Raw genomic sequence first — 20,379 nt, 5'->3', positions numbered from 1 at the left:
CGAATCGACCGTGCTGAAAAGTCTGTCTGCAGGAATATCGCGCTCCACAGGAGGATTGTCGCGAACCGCCAGGAAACCTGGAGACGCGCCGTCACTGCTGAGGCAGCACGCCCGGAATATCCGGCTCCGCGCCGAAGAACGGCTGGCCCGTCGGATCGCTATCGGTGCTCTGGCTCCATTCGACGATTTCGGGCGCCAGGTCCTCAAGACCGGGCAAGGGCGCATCGGGGTCCGCCTCCCAGTTTGAACGCGGTGCGGCGACCTGCCATTCGTCTTTCCATTTCCCGAGTTTTCTTTGTTCCGCCAGAAGCGCGAAGTCTTCGAAACCCTCGGGCGCGCCGGCAGCCGGTTCGGCCCACCCGTAACGCACCATGCGTGTGCTGAGATCGATCTTTCCGCGCTTGCAGGTTGCCACGATCTGCTGCGGTCCTGTTTCGGCCAGTTTTTCGCACGTCACCTTGAACTGGCGGATCAGTCCGCGCAGGAAGGTGCGCGCCCGCGCGCCGCAGGGCCAGAGGCCGCCCTGGCGAGCAACGCAGGTTTCATCGAGCTTGATCGGCTCGATATGGGCCAGGGTGACCACAAGCTTGCCAGACTTGATCCGGCCGCCATCCAGCACCTGCACGCGCCGAAGTTCCAGAGGTCCGTCCGGGACCGGTTCGACCGGTGGATTGATGAGTTCCTGATAGCGTTCGGACGGTTCGATCCGCGTCAGGCCGCCATCCACATCCGGTGCGGACACACCGTCCGGAGACACATCGCGAATGTTGTCGGGAAGCGGAGCCGCGATATCGCCTTCGGTCTGCGCCGTCTGGGGTGCCTTGTCGCCAGTGCTGTTTTCGATCATGGCCTCGGCCGGATCGCTGATCCCCGGTCTGAGTGCTTCGGCAAGCTGTGCGTCCGGTGGTGACGGCGGTTCTGCAAGCAGCAGCCAGGCGACGACGCCCGCGAAGGCGGTCAGCAGGAGCACGGGCACCAGGAAAGGCCGAAGCTTCATTGCGGGTCACTTGTTCCTTTTGTCATCTCATCATAGGGCTTTTTGGATCGAATCCCGAAGACGTAACGCAGCGCTATTCTGCATTTTCCATGTGAATTTGTCATGCAGGCAGAAAGTCCGCGCAGCCCGCTTGTTTGCGGACCGGGCTGTGAGTAGTGTCCGCCCGGACATGAAGACAGCGGACACGTCGCGACGGACACACGGAAAATGACACTGATATTCAAGATCGTCCCACGGGCCATGTGGCAGGAGGCGCAAGCGGCAGGCGTTTTCAAGGGAGCCCCGGTCGACCTCGCCGATGGTTACATCCATTTTTCGACGGCCGACCAGGCGCGCGAAACGGCGGCAAAACACTTCAGCGGTCAGGAGGATCTGCTGCTGGCGGCTTTTGAAAGCGAAGCCTTTGGAGAGGCGCTCAAATGGGAACCGTCACGCGGCGGCGCCCTGTTTCCGCACCTCTACGCGGAACTGAAGCCCGATGCGGCACTCTGGGTCAAGGCACTGCCCTTGTCTGCGGATGGCGCGCATGTCTTTCCGGAGATGAGCGCGTGACAGCCGGACCGCTTCAAGGCCTTGCGTTGAAGGGACTGCATCTGCTCGATGCGGAAAACGCCCACAAGCTGACGGTTCTTGCGTTGAAATCCGGCCTGCTCGCGGCGAGACCTGAGCCGTGCGATCCACGTCTCAAGGTCACGCATTGGGATCTCGATTTCCCCAACCCGCTCGGAATGGCGGCCGGGTTCGACAAGAACGCGGATGTTCCCGATGCCGTGTTGAACCTGGGCTTCGGCTTTACCGAAGTCGGCTCCGTGACGCCCTTGGGACAGCCAGGGAACCCGCGGCCGCGCGTCTTCCGCCTGGCCGCCGATGAAGGCGTGATCAATCGCTACGGCTTCAACAATGACGGTCACGCGGCCATGCGCGAACGCCTGCTTGCAAGGAAGACGCGGCAGGGCATCGTCGGCATCAATGTCGGGGCCAACAAGAACGCGGCCGACCGCATTGCCGACTATGTCGCCGGGATCAACGAATTCGCCGATCTGGCATCCTATTTCACCGTCAATATCTCGTCGCCCAATACGCCGGGCCTGAGGGATCTGCAGGCGCGTTCCACGCTCGCCGATCTTCTCAAGGGCGTCGTCGCCGCGCGCGACGCGCGGGCCGGGGAAACGGGACGGCGGGTGCCGCTCTTCCTCAAGATCGCACCGGATGTCGCGGAAGAAGACCTGAAGGACATTGTCGAGGAAGTGCTGGAAAAGGCCATCGACGGGCTGATCGTGTCGAACACGACGATCGACAGGACCGGGCTGAGCGGGCAAGGCCCGCATCAGGAGGCCGGCGGGCTGTCGGGCAGGCCGCTGTTTCGAAAATCCACGATCGCGCTCGCGCGGGCGCGCAAACTGGCCGGACCCGATCTCGTCATTGTCGGGGTCGGCGGCATTGACAGCGCCGAGACGGCCTGGACCAAGATCGCGGCCGGTGCAGACCTGCTGCAGGTCTATTCCTCGCTGGTTTTCAAGGGACCCGCACTGGTCGGAGACATCCTGAAAGGTCTGGCGGACAGGCTGGACAAACACGGGTTTTCGTCCCTGCGCGAAGCCCGGGATGCCAACGTGGATGCCTGGGCCTCCGAAGAGCTTTAGGGTACGGACTCATAAATGAAGTCAATTTGGTTTGGATCGTTTTGACCAACTGCGAGGAGCGAAAGTGCAGGAAATGTGGTTCATTTTCAAGCCTTTCGCGACGTGGCAGATGGCCAAAACGGCCAAATCCGAAGGACGGCAAAATGGCTTCACCTCGCAACGTCACCGCGCTTGACCGGGCATAAAGCCCGCTCTGCGCACACTTCCTCGCGAGATTTTGCCATTTCTGCCGCCAAATCGGCTTCATTTATGGGTCCGTACCCTAGGCTCGCGTCGATTTCGGTTTCGTTCGCTAGGACTGGGCAAACGTCCTGTCGGCCCGGCGTTTGCAGACCGCCAGCAGCGTGAGCCCGCGCAGTCCCAGAAACAGCGAGATGGCGAGCCAGAGCCCGTGGTTGCCCAGAACGGGGAACAGCAGGTAATAGGCCGCCACGTAGAAGGCGAGCGACAGCAGCATCATGTTCCGCATCGTGTCCGACCAGGTTGCGCCGATGTAAATGCCGTCCATCTGGAAGGCCAGCACACCCAGCAGTGGCGCCAGGACCGCCCAGATGAGATAGGTGTTGCCAAGGCTGCGGACCTCCGGCGAGGTGGTCATGAAGTCGATCATGGCAGATCCCAGCAGCAGGAAGATCAGCGAGAGGACACCGGCCATGGCGAAACTCCAGACCGCGGTCAGTTTCACCGTTCTGTCGAAGGCCGGTCTGTACCTGGCACCGACCGCGCGGCCGGCAAGCTGTTCCGCCGCCGTTGCCAATCCGTCCAGGAAGTAGCCGGACACCAGGATGAATTTCTCAAGCACTGCGTTTGCCGCAAGAACGGCATCGCCCTGGTCTGCCGATCGGGCCATGAAGAACGCATAGGCGTAAAGCAGCGCGAAGGAGCGGATCATGATGTCCCGGTTCAGGGCCATCATGCGCATCAGCAGCCGCCTGTCGAAAATCACCTGCAATGCGGGCCAGGACCTGCGGCCCGCACTTTTCAATACGAGAGCAAGTCCGAGCAGCGTCGTTGCAATTTCGCTCAGGACGGTCGCAAACGCGACGCCTTCCACGCTCCATCCCAGTCCGACGACAAACCAGACGCTGAGCGCGATGTTCAGGCCGTTCAGGAAGAGTTGCAGCAACAGGCCGGTCCCGGCGCGGCCAAGTCCGATGAACCAGCCGAGGATCGCGTAATTTGCCAGGAGAAACGGCGCACTGAGCACGCGTATGTCGAAATATCGCGTGGTCACGGCCTGAACGTCCGCACTGCCGCCCAGGAACCATTGCCCGGCATGAAGCAGCGGGGACTGCAGCAGGATGACGAGGAGGCCGCCGACTGCGGCGATGACAAGCGCCCGCGCAAGCGTCGCCTTGATTTCTTCCTGGTTCTGGCCGCCGACCGCCTGCGCGGTCAGACCCGTCGTGCCGGCACGCAGGAAATTGAAGGTCGTGAAGACGAGGTCGAAGATGATCCCGCCAAGGGCAATCCCGCCGAGAAGCGCAGCGTCGCCCAGGCGTCCGATGACAGCCATGTCGACAACGCCGAGCAGGGGCGTCGACAGGTAACCGAGCGTCATGGGAATGGCGATTGCCAGGACCGATCGGTGCGTTACGGAGAAGGGGCGGCGTGTCGGCTCGCCCGCTGCGCTGGAAGGTGCCATGAAAAGCTCAGGTTGAAGTCAGCGCCTTTCTGTCCGCACGAGGAGCGTTCGTCAATCGCTTTTGTCGGCAGCGTCCGGGTAGAGTGTCCCCCAGTCATACATGGCTTCCAGTACCGGGCCGAACCGGCGGCCCATTTCGGTCAGCACATATTCAGCTCTCGGCGGGTGGCTGGAATAGAGCTGCCGTTCAAGGATACCAGCGGTTTCAAGGTGCTTCAGCCGATTTGACAGCGTGTTCGGGGACAGCCCGAGTTCGGTCTGCAGATCCTGGAAACGGCGCGTCTCACCTTCCAGAAAGAACTCCCGAAGGATCAGGAACGACCACTGGTCGGTCAGAATGTCTGTTGCCCGGCGGATCGGACAATGGGCGCGCGAAATCTTTTTCATGCCCGGAATGTAGGCAGCCACTTGCAATTTGTGAAGTCACTACGAAATAAGTAGTTACTATCCAAAATGAAGTTAGGAATTGTGTCATGTTTCCAATCTTTCTCGAGTTCTATGTCCGGGTGTTCGCGATCTTGCTGCCGGTGCTTGCCGTGACCGCTGTCGCGGTGGCAGCGCATCGCGCCGGCTTGTCCCGGTCGTCGACCGTTATCGTTCTTGTGGTGCTCGGTCTGCTGTTCGGGGTCTGGTATGCGCTGGCGGCGCGCCTCGGTGAGCTTGGCATTCTCGCACCTCCCGAAACGGCAACGGGTGTTCCCTACATCCTGTTTTTCCTGTTTGGCGGAACCGCTCTCCTGGTTCTGCTTGCCTTCGCGACCGCTTCCGGCAGGAGACTGTTTGCAGGGGCCGATCAGCGCGAACTCATTGCCTTGCAGGCACCGCGCGTGATGGGAGGCATTTTTCTCATCGGCTGGGCCGTCGGGGACATCCCATGGCAATTTGCGCTGCCAGCCGGTCTCGGCGATATCTGGGCAGGCATTGCCGGTTGGCAGGCCTTCAGGGCGCTTGAGGCGGGGCGGGCGGACGCCAACGCGCTTGTTTGGCGGGCCAACATCATCGGCCTTCTGGATTTCGCGGTCGCGGTTCTGACGGGACTGATGACGTCCGTCGGTTTCCTGCATGTCATGGCGCTGGAAAATCCCAACATCATCAACAATTTTCCGCTGGTGTTGTTCCCTGCATTCTTTGTTCCGATCTTTCTGGCCGCCCATGTCTTTTCGATCGTCAAGCTTCGCGGAGCGGCGCGCTTTTCTGCAGCAAGTGCCTGATGGAATCGCCGCCGGAAGCGATTTCCGGCGGCTGCCACAGGCACTGGCAAGCCGCGGGCCGCGCGCTATAGTGCAGGCAATGCCTCTGCCGATCGTTCATCACCCCGCTTATTGTGCCGACCTGCCGGCCAATCACAGGTTCCCGATGGACAAGTTCCGCGCCGTTGCCGACCTGATCCGGACGGAAGACCTGCTTGATGGCGGATCGTTTTTCCGGCCGAGGCCCGCGCCGTTCGAATGGGTCGCGCTTGCGCATGATCCGGCCTATGTGGACCAGGTCTTCAACGGCAAGGTGCCCGACAAGGTCGCAAGAGAAATCGGTTTTCCCATGCGCGAGGACATTGCGCTGCGCGCCCGTTGCGCCACGGGTGGAACGGTCCTCACCGCCTACCTCGCGCTGGAGCATGGCATTGCGTGCAACACGGCAGGCGGCAGCCACCACGCGCGGCGGCTTCACGGGGCCGGGTTCTGTGTATTCAACGATGTGGCGGTGGCCCTTCGCGTGCTGCAGGCGGACGGCGCCATTCGCAAGGCGCTGGTGATCGACCTGGACGTGCACCAGGGAGACGGCACCGCGGATATCTTCCAGGGTGATCCGGACATCTTCACGTTTTCGATGCACTCGCAGAAGAACTACCCCGTCCGCAAGGTGCCCTCCCATCTCGATGTCGGCCTGCCCGACGCGACGGGCGACGAAGACTATCTCACGATCCTGGAAGAGACCTTGCCGGGCCTGCTCGCGCGCGAACCTTGGGACATCGTCGTCTACAATGCGGGTGTCGATCCCTACCGGAACGACCGGCTGGGCCGGTTGAAACTGTCACGGGACGGCCTGAAGAGACGGGACCGATATGTCATCGGGACGGTCAGGCAGGCGGGGTTGCCGCTCGCCGGTGTGCTGGGCGGTGGCTATTCCTCGGACATTGACGAACTGGCCGATCGCCACCTGATCCTGCACAGAACTGCCAGGAGCGTGTTGGCTGAAAGCGCCGGTGCGGCGGCGGTCTAGCGGGACTTGCCCATCGCCAGAAGGCGCATGACGAACCAGATCGGAAGGACCACAATAGCGCCGACGACAAGGTAGTTTCCAAGTCTGCCGATGGCGTGGAAACCCATGTTCCAGAGCCGTTCGACGAAGTTGACGGTCATGTGGACAAGGTCGAGCGGGTCGAGGTTCAGTGCGGACAGGATGATACCGACAACGAAGGACAGGAACACCAGCCGCAAGAGAACCTGGGCGGGAGACCCGCCAAGAAATCGGCTCAGGCCGCTATCGGACATGTGTTCCTCCGGACGTGGTGACTGTCATGGTGCCTGATAATTAGGGACAAACACCGGCAAATACAACGCACCCTGTAAACACCCTATATTGTAACGTAATATCAGAACCTTGGCTGTTTTGCTGAATTCGTATGCAAAATGTCGCGAAAAGCCAAATGCTGGTGATCTCATGTTAATGACAATTAACTTTAGGTGGCGTAATTATTGACTTGGGTACGAGAACAATCTGCTGAAGTCGGAATGCCCACTTCCCATAAGGCAGCGATACCCTCAATCTGTGGCGAAAGAAAACGCCGATCCGGAACCCCCCGGTCGACGCGATAAAAAAGCACGCTGCAGGCCGGTCCGGGACCGGAAGGGATACCTCTTGCAGCTTGAGGGGGTCGCTTCCGCAAAAGAGTCGCTGCATCCGCTTGGAGTGACGAGTGCAGACAGGACCACGGATTTATCTCAGGCGCGGCGGTGGTTCAGCCCGTAATCACCACCGTGCCGGAATTCTTCAAATCACCATCTTGGCTTTTCCGCGCGACGCGTGATCAGTCCGCGGTCGCACTCGATTTCCGCGGCATCGCTTTGACGCTGCGTACGGCGGGATGCGGAACGCTCATGAGCCGGACCGCCTCCGGTTTCTTGCGGGCACTTGCACCGGAGGCCGCGTGTCTGTGCGACCCTTCGCGGTATTTCCGCGGCGACATGCCGAACCACGATTTGACAGCTCTGGAAAACGTGCTGAGTTCCGAAAAGCCGATGAGATAGGCGATCTCTTTCATGGGCAGATCCGTGCCGCGCAGATACCTGTCGGCGGCGGACCGCCGGATTTCTTCGCTCAGCTTGCGGAAACTTGTGCCTTCCCGTTCGAGCAGCCGCTGCACCGCGCGCTGCGACATGCCGAGTTTCGCCGAGATATGCGGCAGCGTACAGGCACCGTGTGCAAGGTTCGAGGCAACTTCATTTGCAATTCTGGTGAGCGGCGATTCCAGTTGCCCGAATGTGTCCAGTTCCTCCATCGCAGATCTCAGAATGATCTCGTAGAGGTGGCTGTCACTCTGGCGCAGCGGACGCGTCAGCAGAGCCTTGGGGATGAAGATGCGATTGTGCGAGGCGCCGAACTTGAGCCGGCCCTGATACTTCTTCTGAAATGCCGATTTTTTCCGGGGCGGTGAGGTCGCCAACTCGATCAGGATCGGTGGAACCTGTTGTTCGAGTGCGTGTTCCAGCTGTTGTGCCGCCCAGCCGACCCGGGCGAACATGTTCTGCCGCCATTCGCCGCGTCCCTCCAGGATCGGCCATTCGACATATCCGCCGGTTTCGTCCTCTTCGAAAACGATGCGGTAGGCGTTTGTCCGAATCGGTATGAACTTGACCCAGGCAAGACAGGCGTCCCTGACGGTGGGAGCACAGGAAAAAACATAGTCGAACAGGGAAAAGCAGCCGAGGTCGACATTGTTGAAGAGGTCGAACATGACGGCATCGTTGTCGAGGGACTTGGCAACTTCCTCGAACACGCCGTGCCACGCGGTGATGGGCACGACACCTTGGGGGTCATCGATTGCAGCCAGGTCAAAGTCATAGCGCGCCGCGATTTGCGGCCAGTTCAAATCTGAGTTCGAACTGATCTCTCGCAAGACCCGGAACACGTCCGCACGTGCCCATTCGCCTTCAAGCGGCATTCCTGTCTCCGGCTAATTCGTGCACACTTCTCAGGTGAACTGTGCATGACTGGGCCTCAAGGATCAAGATTCGGCACGCAATTCACACGTCTTTTCAAATGAAACGAACCATCTCACCGAGTGAGATGGTTCGCGGGATTTATGCGGCTTCCCTGGCGGTGTCGCCGGCCTTGGGCGGAAACTTTCCGTAGAAAGTCTCGTTTTCCTTGGCCATGTCGCGCAGCAGCTTGTTGGGCTTGAACCTTGGACCCCACTTGCGTGTGAACTTCTTGCAGATGTCCACGAAAGCCGGGGTGCCCATCATGTCGATATAGCTGAGCGTTCCTCCCGAATAGGGGGCAAAGCCAAAGCCGAGAATGGAACCGACATCGGCCTCGCGCACGTCGGTCAGGCACCGCTCTTCGAAGATGCGCGCCGTCTCGAGCGCCTGCATCACCAGAAGCCGCTGCTTGAGCTCTTCGATGTTGAAGCTGTCCGCCGGTTTGGGCTGGCCGGTCACGTCGGTCAGGCCGGGCCAGAGCTTCTTGTCCTTGCCCTTGTAGTCATAGAAGCCCTTGCCGTTCTTTCGGCCGAAGCGCTCTCTCTTGACGACCATGTCCTCAAGAATGTTGTCGAGCGGCCCTTCCACATATTTCACGCCGAGATCCTTGCGCGTGGCGGAGACGATTTTCCATGCAAGGTCGAGTGCGACCTCGTCCCCGAGGGAAAGCGGCCCGACGGGCATGCCCGCCATCTTTCCGGCATTCTCGATCATCGCGGCGGGAACGCCGTCACCCAGCATCATCAGCCCTTCGCGGATGTAGGTCATGACAACGCGGGAGGTATAGAAGCCGCGGCTGTCATTGACGACGATCGGCGTTTTCTTGATGGCCTTGATGTAGTCCAGTGCCATTGCCAGTGCCCTGTCTGAGGTACGCTTGCCCAGGATCACCTCGACAAGCATCATCTTGTCCACGGGCGAAAAGAAGTGAATGCCGATGAAATTCTTCGGCCGCTTCGAGGCCTGCGCCAGCGAGGTGATCGGCAGTGTCGAGGTGTTTGACGCAAAGATCGCCCGCGACTTCATAACCGCCTCGGCGGCCTGGGTCACTGTCCGCTTGATCTCGCGGTCTTCGAAGACGGCTTCGATTACAAGATCGCAATCGGCGAGCGCGTCGTAGTCCGTTGTCGGCGTGATGCGTGCGAGCAGCTTGTCCTTCTGGTCTTCACTCGCCCGGCCGCGCTTGACGGCCTTGCTCATCAACTCGTCCGAATGGGCCTTGCCCTTGTCCGCGGCGTCCTGGTCGCGGTCGATCAGCACGACATCTATGCCGGCATTCGCGGACACATAGGCAATGCCGGCGCCCATGAAGCCGGCCCCGAGGATCCCGACTTTCTTGATCTTGTTCGGTCTCTGGTCGGCCGGGCGGCGGGCAAGCTTGTTCAGCTCCTGCATGGAAACGAACAGGGAGCGGATCATGTTGGCCGCTTCCGGTGTCTGGAGCACCTTGGCGAAATAACGGCTCTCGACCTGGAGCGCGAGGTCCATCGGCAGTTGCAGACCTTCGACGACGGCACTCAGGAGATAGCGGGCGCCCGGATAATTGTCGTAGGTCTCGCGGCGATAGATGGCATTTGCGGCGGGCCAGAACTGGAAACCGGCCGGGGAATAGATCTTGCCATTCGGCAGTTTGTAGCCCTTCTTGTCCCAGTCCTTGACCGGATCGAGGCCGCTCTTCAGCAATTTCTTTGCCGCTCCGACCAGCTTCTTCGTGCCGGTGACCTCATTGATCAGTTTCATCTGCAACGCCTGGGGAGCCCGCAGGGTCCGTCCCTGCAGAAGGAACTGCATTCCCTGCTGTCCGTCGGTCATGCGCATGACGCGCTGCGTACCGCCAGCCCCCGGGAAAAGTCCGACCTTGACTTCCGGAAGGCCCATTTTCAGGCCCTCGTCCGCCACGCGGGCATGGCAGGCAAGCGCCAATTCCGTGCCGCCGCCCATGCAGGTACCCGCGACGGCGGCCACAAACGGTTTGCCGCATGTTTCCAGCTTGCGGTAGATGAGCGTCAGACGGCGGGAGCCTTCGTAAAGCATTTTTGCCGCCCCTTCCGGATCGGCTCCGCGCTTGACGTGGAAGTCCTTCAACAGGCCTTCCATCATGGTCAGGTCCGCGCCGCCGGAAAAGGCCGCTTTCCCGGAATGGATCACCGCACCCGTTATGGCGTCGTCCTGCGCAACCTGGTCGATGATCGCGTCAAGTTCATCCATCACCGTCAGGTCAATGACGTTCAAAGACTTCTCGGGCATGTCCCAGGTGATCACGGCAATGCCGTCAGCGTCGGTTTCGAGAGTGAAGTTCTTGTAGCTCATGGGAATACCTCCTCGGATCAGGCGCCTTTTGAGGGCAGGCTCTCGGACTGCATATGGGCGCGCTGCTGCGCGGCCGTCCTGGTGCCTTCGACGATGACCTCGCCTGTGTGTTTGGTTTCTGCGGGTTCGAAAAGCATGACCCAGCACTCGTCTTCCGCGATCGGATTGTGCTGGACGCCCCTGGGAACGACGTGCAGGTCTCCGGCGCTCAGCACGGCATCATCCCGATCGCGGTACCGGATCGTCAGTGCGCCCTTGACCACGAAGAACAGTTCGTCTTCTTCCGCGTGGTCGTGCCAGACGAATTCGCCCTTCAGTTTCGCCAGCTTGACGCACTGGCCGTTTACATCCGCGACGACACGCGGCGACCAGGTGTCGGTAATGGCGTCGAATTCCTTTTCGATATTGCTGATCATGGCTCAGACGCGCTCGATGATGGTGGCCGTACCCATGCCGGCACCGATGCAAAGCGTGACGAGCGCCGTGTTCAGATCGCGGCGTTCCAGTTCGTCGAGAACCGTGCCCAGGATCATCGCACCGGTCGCACCAAGCGGGTGGCCCATGGCGATCGCACCGCCATTCACGTTGACGATGTCCGGGTCGAGGTCGAATGCCTGCTGGTAGCGCAGAACCACGGAAGCGAAGGCTTCGTTGATTTCGACGAGGTCGAGATCCTTCATCTCCATCTTGGCGTTCTTGAGCAGTTTCTTCGTCACGTCCACCGGCCCCGTCAGCATCAGGGCAGGCTCCGAACCGATATTGGCAAAGGCCTTGATGCGGGCGCGGGGCTTCAGTCCCGAAGACCGGCCGGCCGTGCTCGAGCCGATCAGAACCGCGGCCGATCCGTCAACGATCCCGGACGAGTTGCCAGCATGGTGCACATGCTTGATCGCCTCGATTTCCGGATGGGCCTGGATACCGACGGCATCGAACCCGCCCATGGCCCCCATCAGTTCGAACGAAGGATTGAGCGAAGCGAGGGACTGCATGTCTGTCTCCGGCCGCATGTGCTCGTCGCGGTCCAGGATGGTGATGCCGTTGATGTCCTTCACCGGCACCACGGATTTGGAGAACCGCCCGTCTTCCCAGGATTTCGCGGCACGTTTCTGGCTCTCGACCGCATAGCCGTCGCAATCGTCGCGGCTGAAGCCGTATTTGGTCGCGATCAGGTCGGCGGAAACACCCTGCGGCATGAAATAGGAGGGAACGGCCACCTGCGGCTCGATCGGCCAGGCGCCGCCAGAGGCGCCGATGCCGACCCGGCTCATGCTCTCAACGCCGCCTGCGATGACCAGCTTGTGCTGACCGGACATCACCTGGGCCGATGCCATGTTGACCGCGTCGAGCCCGGACGCGCAGAAGCGGTTGATCTGCATGCCGGGGACCGACGTGTCGTAGCCTGCGGCGAAAACCGCGGCACGGGCGATATCGCCACCTGCTTCGCCGACGGGATCGACACATCCCAGGATGACGTCGTCCACTCTGGCCGTGTCGAGCCCGTTGCGGTCGCGGACCGCTTCCAACGCCGTTGCCGCCAGTCGCACGGACGGCACTTCATGAAGCGCGCCGTCCTTCTTGCCCCTGCCGCGCGGGGTTCTGACGTGATCGAAGATATAGGCTTCAGCCATCTGGTCCTCCTTCGGACGGTGATTTCTAGTCGGCGACCGGCAACGGGTGGCCGGGCATCAGGTCATAGGGGTGTTTCCAGCCGGGCAGCGCCTTGATCCGCTCCAGCCAGGCGGCGACGTTCGGGTAGGGGGCAAAATCCGTTCCGATCTCGTCGCGGACGAACAGGTAGCCGCACAGCGAAAAGTCGGCGGTCGTCGGCTTGTCGCCGATGGCAAAAGCATTCGACGCGAAGTGTTTTTCCAGGATCGCGAGCGCGCTCTTGAACCTGCCTTCCAGCCACTTCGTGACCTCCGTCTCACCGGTCTTCGCATAGATCCGCAGAAACCGCAGGGGCCCGGCCACACCTGAGATCTTCTGGTTGTCGAAGATCGTCCATCGCAGGATTTCGCGGCGCTCGTCGTTGTCCGCCCCGCCAAACTTGCCGAACTTTTCCACCAGATAGTCGAGAATGGCCCCGGACTGGGTCAAGGTCGTGTCGCCATGCACCAGAACCGGCACCTCACCCATTTCATTGAGCGAGCTGCGGAACTCTTCCGAACGGGTCTCGCCGTTGAAGAAGTCCACCCATTTCGGCTCCCAGTCGGCACCGCACAGTTCCAGCATCAGTGCCACCTTGTACGAGTGCCCCGACTGGGCCATGCAATAAAGAACGTAGTCGGCCATACCTGTTTCGTCTCCCTGGCTGGTTGCGTAGGTTGAGAACCTACACCGGCCATCGCGGATTCGCGCGCGCTTAATTCCGGCCCCGGAAAAGCCGGGCAATACCGGATCAGAATGCGTCCGCGTCCAGCGACATCAGTGTTTCGGAGCCGGAAGATATCCGCGCAAGGTGAGCCGCTGTCTCCGGCATCGTGCGTTCCATGAAAAACGTCCCGAAGGCCAGCTTGGTCTTCAGCCAGTCGGCCTTCTCGCCCGCGTCGCCGGCAAGTGCTTCCTGGATGGACTTGGCCATCCTGGTCCACATGTAGCCGAGGGCAACCAGTCCGAACAGATGCATGTAGTCGGTGGATCCCGCGCCCGCATTGTCCGGGTTCTTCATGGCGTTGTTCATGAACCACATGGTCGCGCCCTGAAGGTCGTCCATGCCTTTCTTCAACGGTCCGGTAAAGGCCGCAAGATCCTCGTTGTCCTTGTTTTCCTTAAGGAACGTGTTCACTTCGTTGAAGAAGCTCATCACGGCGCGTCCGCCATTTGCCGGCAGCTTCCGCCCGACGAGATCGAGCGCCTGAATGCCGTTGGCACCTTCGTAGATCATCGCGATGCGCGCATCACGCACGAACTGTTCCATGCCCCATTCCGCGATGTAGCCGTGACCGCCATACATCTGTTGCGCATTGACGGCGTTGGCGAAACCGGTGTCGGTCAGAACCCCTTTCAGCACCGGTGTCATCAGTCCCATCATGTCATCGGAGTATTGCCGGTCCTTTTCGTCGTCCGAGCGGTGCGAAATGTCGCCGTGAAGGGCCGTCCAGATGATCAGGGCCCGCGCCGCCTCGTTGAAGGCGCGGATGGACATCAGTGTCCGGCGGACATCCGGGTGCACGATGATCGGATCCGCTGCCTTGTCCGGACTTTTGGGACCGGTCAGCGCGCGGCCCTGAAGGCGGTCCCTGGCGTAGGTGACCGCGTTCTGATAGGCGACCTCGGATTGGGACAGGCCCTGAACGGCAACGCCGAGACGCGCTTCGTTCATCATGACGAACATCGCCTTGAGACCCTTGTTTTCCTCGCCGACCAGCCAGCCGGTCGCATCGTCGTAGTTCATCACGCAGGTGGCGTTGCCGTGAATGCCCATCTTGTGTTCGATGGAGCCGCACGAGACACCGTTGTTTTCACCGACGTCACCGTCTTCGCCGACCCTGTTCCTGGGCACGACGAAAAGCGAAATGCCCTTGACGCCGTCCGGCGCACCCTCGATCCGGGCGAGCACCAGATGAATGATGTTTTCCGACATGTCGTGTTCGCCTGCCGAAATGAAGATCTTGGTTCCCGAGATCTTGTACGATCCGTCGGGTTGGGGAACCGCTTTTGTCCGGATCAGTCCGAGATCGGTTCCGCAATGCGGTTCGGTCAGGTTCATGGTCCCGGTCCAGGTGCCGGCGATCATGTTGGGAAGATAGGTCTGTTTCTGGTCGTCGGTGCCGTGAATGGTCAAGGCTGCCACGGCCCCTGCCGTGAGACCCGGATACATGGAAAAGGCCATGTTCGCCGAAGACGCATATTCGTTGAAGATGGTCGCAAGCGTGTGCGGCAGGCCCTGGCCGCCATGGTCGGGATCGGCCGACAACGTGCCCCAGCCATTCTCGCAGAAGGCCTGATACGCCTCGGAAAAGCCTTTAGGCGTGGTGACAGACCCGTCTTCATTCCGGGTGCAGCCTTCCTGGTCCCCGCTCTGGTTGAGCGGCTGCAGCACTTCTTCCGCGAATTTGCCGCCTTCACGCAGGATGGCTTCGACAAGGTCGAGCGGCGCGTCGGAGAAGCCCGGCAGGTTTGAATAGCGGTCGTAGCCGAAAACATCTTTCAGCAGGAAAAGCGTGTCGTCGACGGGCGCGGTATAGCTTGGCATGCACATCCTCCCAGATCTGCCGGATCGGTTTTTGGTTTACGTTTCCGTAAACGTCATCTAGCGCCTATATACGCGTCTTGATTTGATGCGGCAAGTGGTGTCCCAACGGAAGGGATTGCAAAAAAATGTGCCCAAAACAGGCAAAATGGAAGCGTTTTCGTCAATGCCGGCATCAAATTCATGTTGTGATGACGTTTTTTTGAGGGTTTTCGGGTCTGGTGCACACACGGCCATACGGCGGTGAAAAGCGGACGAACGGGGCGCAAGACAAAAAAACACCGGCCAGGTGGCCGGTGTTTCGCGTTGCCGTCGTTCGGGCGAGGATCAGGCTTCCTCGGCTTCCTTGTGCTTGAGCATGCCGGACACGATTTCCACCGTGCGCGACAGTTCCTCGATCGCCTGTTCGATATCTTTTCTCTGGTCTTCCAGCACCGCAATCTGTTCATTGAACTTCGAAAGGGCGACCCGCAGCTGCGTGACCTGGCCGTCGCGCAGGTCATACAGATCCAGCATGTCCCGGATCTCCGTCAGCGAGAAACCGACGCGCTTGCCCATCAGGACAAGTTTCAGCCGGGCCCGGTCGCGGCGGTTGTAGACACGGTTCAAGCCGTCACGCTTCGGGTTCAAAAGACCCTTGTCTTCGTAAAAGCGCAGTGTTCTCAGCGTGCAGCCGAATTCCTTGGCAAGGTCGCCGATCGTGAACTGGGTTTTCTTTGTGCTGTCGTCCGAAGCGGACACGACATCGACAAGATCGTCTTCATTAAGGATTGAAAGCGCTTCGCTCATGGCAGTCTCAACTCGATTCTTTGCCGTTCCCCGGCAATGTTGGCTTTTCTTTCTCTTTGACCTGCGCGCAGACATCGCAGTTGGTTACTGTCTTGCTATTGCTGCGAAAACAGGTCTGCGCGCCGGTGATTGGCGCCTATTTAGCTTACGTACGCGTAAAGGTCCAGAGGGGAGCGTGAAAGGTTAAGAAAAATTAAGAAAATTCAATTCGTTCACGCCGGAAACAGACATATGAACAGGTCATTTTCGGCAAAAAAGCTTGATTTTCGCATTTAGCAACGATGGTTAACTACCTGTTTACCCTAAGTCGACAAAGTTCGTTGAAACGCTGCCACCGTGCCGTTTTTCGACGGAAACGGATGGTAGCCAGCTCAAACCGCGGTCACGGTGACCGTCAGTCCAGGGTTGAGATATGCCGTCTTGGAATAAACACGAGGCAGGACGCCGCGGCCGTGATGCGTATGAAAGCGACGACTACTACGGAACATCGGGCAGGGAGCCTGCGCACGAACGCATCGAGCGGTTGACGCGGACAGCGACAGCTCTCGGAGGCGGGCCTGCGCCCCGCGGCCGCGATGATGATCTGAACGCGGTTGCCGACGAGCTCGACCGCATGTTGTCCGAACGCGGTGGCAGTGGCCCGGGCCGCTCGAAGCGCGCAGCCAGGCCTCAGCGCGCGGTCCCTTCCAGGCGCGCCTCGGCGCAGGCTTCCGGCATGGACGATGTCCTGGGTGCGCTGGATCGTCTCGACGAGCAGGTGCAGGGACTGGCAAATGCATCGGCCGCACAGGACTACGACGAGCTTCCCTCTTCACGCTCCTATCCCCAGGCCGGACGTTACGCCATGGATGCCTTGGAAAATCACGACTACCACAACAGTCTGACAGGGCATCAGGGCGAGGAGTATTCCGCCGGCTATGAGGACGATGCATTCGCGTCGCGCCTCGCCCGAAGCCAGTCCTCTTACGCGCATAACGATGCCTCTCTGCATATCTACAAGGATCTCGGCCGGCGTATCGATGCGCTCCGCGCGCCACAGGAAAAGGCGTTCACCCAGGTTCGCGAGGAACTCGGTTCCTTGCGTGAGGCGCTCGGCGGCATTTCGAGAGGAACCAGCGAAACCGTCGGTCGTCAGAATGCCGAACTGCGCCGCCTTGCGGACATGGTCGAGCGCCTGCGCGCCGACAAGCGCGGCGAGCAGTTCGCTGTCGAAATCCGCAAGGAAGTCGCGGACCTGAAATCCATGGTCGGGCGCACCAACGTGGAAGGCGCGCTGGAGACGCTTGAACACGGCTATGCCCATATCCTTCAACGCCTCGACGAGCTGTCCCGGGCTTCCCTTGATCCGCGTGTCCTGCGGGGTGTGACCGCGCGATTGAATGAAATCGAAGAGGCCTTTTCCACGCTTCCGCAGTCAGAGCACATGATGGTGCTTGAAGACAGGGTCGCCAACATTGCCGAACGTGTGGACGAACTGCTTCAGCGTGAGCACCAGGTCGAACTGGAGCCTCTGCGCACTGAGCTGCGCGAGGTCCGCGGCTATGTCGAACAGATCGACATCAAGGGGCTCGTCGAAGGCATCGACGACCGGATGAAATTCGTCTCCGGCCGGCTGGATGATCTTGAAGCGCTTGCACGTGAGCAGCGCGGGCTCGATGCGCGTTTGTCCGCGATGGAAGAACGCATGCCGCAGCCGGAAACGATAGCCAGGCTGCAGGGACGTCTTGAAGACATCGCGGGGATGATGGCGGAGGACAAGGCGTCCGGCGCAGATTACGAACACCTGTCGCAGGTGGACCAGCGTCTTGACGAGATTGTCGAAAGACTGGAACGGATGGAACAGTCCGCGCCGCTGCCGTCCGCAGACAGCGGTGCCTTCCAGGCGCTTGAAACTCGTCTTGAAAAGATCGCCGGCAAGATCGACAAGATCGAGAAAAAGGCCTCGAAGCCGGCGCCGGCACTGGATCCGGAAGCGCTACGGGCGATCGCCGGACCGGACACGGAATTCCTGGCGCAATTGCAGGAGCGGCTGACCGATTTGTCGTCGCGGCTCGATGAGCCGAAAGACACGGTCACCTCGTCCGACCTCGACAAGCTGCGCGAGGAAATCGGCTCGATGCGCGAGAGCGTCGCGCTGCCGCAGTCCACCGAGTCCCTGGAAGCCAGGATTGCGGATCTTGCACAACTGGTCTCGAAAGGCGGGGATGCGGCCGACGATGACCGCTTCGAATTGCTCGGGGAAAAGGTCGCGGCGCTTGCCGCACAGATCGAATCAAGTTCTTCCGAAGCCCCGGGGCTGGACCAGGTCGCCCCCATTCTTGAACGGATTGAACGTGGTCTGGAGCAGACCCGGTCCGACGTCACCGACATTGCCAGAAAGGCGGCTTTCGATGCCGTGGCAAACGCGCCCCAGCCACAGGTCGCTCAGTATGACGAGGCCATTTCCGCGCTCCAGGGAGACCTGAAACGGTTGATCGACGCCGCCGAAGGCGGCGAGCAGCGCACCAGGAAGACCTTCGAAAGCGTCAAGTCGGTGCTGGGCTCGCTGACCGACCGGCTCGACAGTCTGGAGCGCACGGAGACAAGCGCTCCCACAGCCGAAGTGCCTGCCGGCATGCCTGTCATGCCTGGCATCACGCGGCCCGCGGCACCGGCCATGAGCGAACATGAACCGTTCCCGTTCACACAGGCTGCACGTATAAGCAGGGAGACGCCCGAAACCGGCGCAGGCGAGGATGGTTCGGCCGCCGCACAGCCGGAAGATAGGGCAAGGGACCGCAAGGCGGACTTCATTGCCGCAGCGCGCAGGGCCGCGCAGGCCGCGTCCGCCGAAGCGGCAAAACTCGAAAAGACCAAATCCGCCGAAACCGGCACCGAGGCGGCGGATGAAGGCCGCGGCAAGGCGCGTGTCGGCTGGCTGCGCAATGTTCTCAAGCGCGACAACACGGCCAAGGCTGACAGCGACACCCCTGATATGGAGCCGGACACGGCATCGGACATGGCGGATGAGCTTGAACTGCGTGAGGATGACCTTGCGAGGGAACAGTTCGACGCCGACCAGGCGCCGGTCCTGCCGGGCGATCGTCCGGCACCTGAAATCAAGGAACGCGGCGGAAGCCGCCGCAAGGCCATACTGCTCGCCGCCGTTGCCGTGGTTCTCGCGCTCGGAACACTGACGGCCTATCGCTTTGTCGGGGGGTCGCCTGAACAGGAAAACGTTGCGTCCGCAGGCCAGGAAACGACAGGCGTCGCGGAAACCGCACCTCTCGCCGCTGCTGTGGACGAACAGTCCGCACAGCCTGTGCAGGAAGCCGATGTTGCCGCCGCCCTGCCCGAAGGCGCGCAGTCTCCGCCGCCAGAAGCCGTTCCGGTTGACGCCGCAGCAGCTGCCAAGGACTCCGACCCCGCGGCTGCAGATACGCCCGTTGTCGCGGAAGCAACACCGGCGCAGGCACCGGAACCTGCACCTCAGGGCGAGCCCCTTGTTGCCGGCGGAAGCATCCCGGCCACGTCGGCGACGGCGCAGGATGTTCCCGAAGCAGAAGCTGCCTTCGCGGCACCGGCCGGCGTCGCCAGCAGTTTCGGCAATGAGACGGTGGTTGACCCGGGAACGCTCGCACCGGCCGCAGAAACGCAGAACCTGGACACGTCTTCCCTTCTTGCGAACCTGCCGCCCGAAGGCGTCGGCCCGATGGCGCTCCGGAGCGCCGCTGCAAGCGGCAACCCGGCTGCCGAGTTTCTCGTCGGTGTGAGATACACAGAAGGCCAGGGTGTTCCGGCCGACCTGGAAAAGGCCGCGGTCTGGTACCAGAAAGCGGCCAACAAGGGGCTTCCGCCCGCTCAGTACCGGCTCGCCAGCCTCTACGAAAAAGGCCGCGGCGTGGAAAAGGACGTGGCCAAGGCGCGGGCCTGGTACTCGCAGGCGGCACAGGCCGGCAACGCCAAGGCCATGCACAATCTCGCGGTTCTTTATGCCGAGGGCGGCGGCGAGGAGCCGGATTATGCCAAGGCGGCAATGTGGTTTGAATCCGCGGCCAATTACGGCGTGAAGGACAGCCTGTTCAACCTCGGCATTCTTTATGCCGGCGGCATCGGCGTCGATAAGGATCTCGTGGCAAGCTACAAGTGGTTTGCGATCGCCGCCGACAAGGGCGACCCGGAAGCCGCAAAGCGCCGCGACGATGTCGCCAACATGATGGATCAGCAGACCCTGGCCAATGCCCGCCTTGCAGTGGAAGGCTTCAAGCTCAAGGATGCGGATCCGGCGGCGAACAAGGTGACGCTGGAGCCGTCCTGGGCGGAACAGTCCTCCTTGCCTGCGGCAAACGTTTCGGCACCGGCGCAGAGCGGCAATGTCGACATGATCCGGGAAGCCCAGGACAAGCTGAATTATCTCGGCTTTGACACGGGCACACCGGACGGGCAAATGGGTCCGCGCACGCGCAGCGCCATCCGTGCCTTCCAGCGCAGCATCGGCATGCCGGAAACGGGCGAAGTCGACGCCAAGCTGATTGACGAGCTCAAAAGTCAGGCAATCTGACGATTTTCGGGGTTTCCGAACCAAAGTGAGATGCTGGTCGGTTGACACATCGACCGGCACG

The 20,379-nt window shown here is 60.9% G+C and carries 16 protein-coding genes; 5 read left to right on the top strand and 11 right to left on the bottom strand.

Annotation, left to right across the window (positions count from 1 at the left end; translation table 11 throughout):
- Positions 1 to 91: 91 nt before the first annotated feature.
- The gene (locus ACO08A_RS03010; protein ID WP_422039767.1) at positions 92 to 997 is read right to left on the bottom strand and encodes a thermonuclease family protein; all 906 of its coding nucleotides are present in this window, start codon (positions 995 to 997) and stop codon (positions 92 to 94) included.
- 207 nt (positions 998 to 1,204) lie between these two features.
- Between ACO08A_RS03010 and ACO08A_RS03005 the strand changes: the two genes are divergently transcribed.
- Both ACO08A_RS03005 and ACO08A_RS03000 read left to right on the top strand, forming a co-directional pair.
- The gene (locus tag ACO08A_RS03005; protein ID WP_422039766.1) at positions 1,205 to 1,549 is read left to right on the top strand and encodes a DUF952 domain-containing protein; all 345 of its coding nucleotides are present in this window, start codon (positions 1,205 to 1,207) and stop codon (positions 1,547 to 1,549) included.
- Entirely contained in the window at positions 1,546 to 2,640 is a 1,095-nt protein-coding gene (locus ACO08A_RS03000; protein ID WP_422039765.1) for a quinone-dependent dihydroorotate dehydrogenase, read from the top strand. The genes ACO08A_RS03005 and ACO08A_RS03000 overlap by 4 nt, the downstream gene beginning before the upstream one ends.
- Positions 2,641 to 2,932: 292 nt before the next feature.
- Here the strand turns inward: ACO08A_RS03000 and ACO08A_RS02995 are convergent, their stop codons facing one another.
- Both ACO08A_RS02995 and ACO08A_RS02990 read right to left on the bottom strand, forming a co-directional pair.
- Entirely contained in the window at positions 2,933 to 4,285 is a 1,353-nt protein-coding gene (locus ACO08A_RS02995; protein WP_422039764.1) for an MATE family efflux transporter, read from the bottom strand.
- A gap of 51 nt (positions 4,286 to 4,336) precedes the next feature.
- Positions 4,337 to 4,693 (bottom strand): winged helix-turn-helix transcriptional regulator, encoded by a 357-nt coding sequence (locus ACO08A_RS02990; RefSeq protein WP_422039763.1) that lies wholly within the window; start codon positions 4,691 to 4,693, stop codon positions 4,337 to 4,339.
- A 65-nt stretch (positions 4,694 to 4,758) separates the two neighbouring features.
- Between ACO08A_RS02990 and ACO08A_RS02985 the strand changes: the two genes are divergently transcribed.
- Together ACO08A_RS02985 and ACO08A_RS02980 are read left to right on the top strand one after the other, a co-directional pair.
- A complete protein-coding gene (locus tag ACO08A_RS02985) occupies positions 4,759 to 5,496 on the top strand; it encodes a hypothetical protein (protein WP_422039762.1) in 738 nt (245 codons plus the stop codon).
- A gap of 79 nt (positions 5,497 to 5,575) precedes the next feature.
- Positions 5,576 to 6,505 (top strand): histone deacetylase, encoded by a 930-nt coding sequence (locus ACO08A_RS02980; RefSeq protein ID WP_422039761.1) that lies wholly within the window; start codon positions 5,576 to 5,578, stop codon positions 6,503 to 6,505.
- On the opposite strand, the gene ACO08A_RS02975 is transcribed toward ACO08A_RS02980, so the two are convergent.
- The 8 genes from ACO08A_RS02975 to ACO08A_RS02940 all read right to left on the bottom strand — a co-directional run bounded on the left by ACO08A_RS02975 (position 6,502) and on the right by ACO08A_RS02940 (position 15,778).
- Positions 6,502 to 6,777 carry a DUF6460 domain-containing protein gene (locus ACO08A_RS02975; RefSeq protein ID WP_422039760.1) on the bottom strand — a complete coding sequence of 92 codons (276 nt, stop codon included), beginning with the start codon at positions 6,775 to 6,777 and terminating at the stop codon, positions 6,502 to 6,504. The two genes, ACO08A_RS02980 and ACO08A_RS02975, sit on opposite strands and share 4 nt — an antisense overlap.
- A gap of 536 nt (positions 6,778 to 7,313) precedes the next feature.
- Positions 7,314 to 8,447: a helix-turn-helix domain-containing protein gene (locus tag ACO08A_RS02970; RefSeq protein WP_422039759.1), complete on the bottom strand. Its 1,134-nt coding sequence runs from the start codon at positions 8,445 to 8,447 to the stop codon at positions 7,314 to 7,316.
- 139 nt (positions 8,448 to 8,586) lie between these two features.
- Positions 8,587 to 10,797: a 3-hydroxyacyl-CoA dehydrogenase NAD-binding domain-containing protein gene (locus tag ACO08A_RS02965; protein ID WP_422039758.1), complete on the bottom strand. Its 2,211-nt coding sequence runs from the start codon at positions 10,795 to 10,797 to the stop codon at positions 8,587 to 8,589.
- A 17-nt stretch (positions 10,798 to 10,814) separates the two neighbouring features.
- Positions 10,815 to 11,213 (bottom strand): cupin domain-containing protein, encoded by a 399-nt coding sequence (locus ACO08A_RS02960; RefSeq protein WP_422039757.1) that lies wholly within the window; start codon positions 11,211 to 11,213, stop codon positions 10,815 to 10,817.
- A gap of 3 nt (positions 11,214 to 11,216) precedes the next feature.
- The gene (locus ACO08A_RS02955) at positions 11,217 to 12,425 is read right to left on the bottom strand and encodes an acetyl-CoA C-acetyltransferase (RefSeq protein WP_422039756.1); all 1,209 of its coding nucleotides are present in this window, start codon (positions 12,423 to 12,425) and stop codon (positions 11,217 to 11,219) included.
- A 25-nt stretch (positions 12,426 to 12,450) separates the two neighbouring features.
- Positions 12,451 to 13,089 (bottom strand): glutathione S-transferase family protein, encoded by a 639-nt coding sequence (locus tag ACO08A_RS02950; protein WP_422039755.1) that lies wholly within the window; start codon positions 13,087 to 13,089, stop codon positions 12,451 to 12,453.
- Between the two features lie 106 nt (positions 13,090 to 13,195).
- A complete protein-coding gene (locus tag ACO08A_RS02945; protein WP_422039754.1) occupies positions 13,196 to 14,992 on the bottom strand; it encodes an acyl-CoA dehydrogenase C-terminal domain-containing protein in 1,797 nt (598 codons plus the stop codon).
- A gap of 324 nt (positions 14,993 to 15,316) precedes the next feature.
- Positions 15,317 to 15,778: a MerR family transcriptional regulator gene (locus tag ACO08A_RS02940; RefSeq protein ID WP_306140744.1), complete on the bottom strand. Its 462-nt coding sequence runs from the start codon at positions 15,776 to 15,778 to the stop codon at positions 15,317 to 15,319.
- A gap of 412 nt (positions 15,779 to 16,190) precedes the next feature.
- Here ACO08A_RS02940 and ACO08A_RS02935 point away from each other — a divergent pair, with 412 nt between their 5' ends.
- Complete coding sequence (locus ACO08A_RS02935) at positions 16,191 to 20,318, top strand: peptidoglycan-binding protein (RefSeq protein WP_422039753.1); 4,128 nt, start codon at positions 16,191 to 16,193, stop codon at positions 20,316 to 20,318.
- Positions 20,319 to 20,379 lie beyond the last annotated feature (61 nt).

Source organism: Roseibium sp., from assembly GCF_965232425.1.
In the GTDB taxonomy this organism is placed as follows: Bacteria; Pseudomonadota; Alphaproteobacteria; order Rhizobiales; family Stappiaceae; genus Roseibium.
This window is presented reverse-complemented; position numbering and strand designations above follow the sequence as displayed.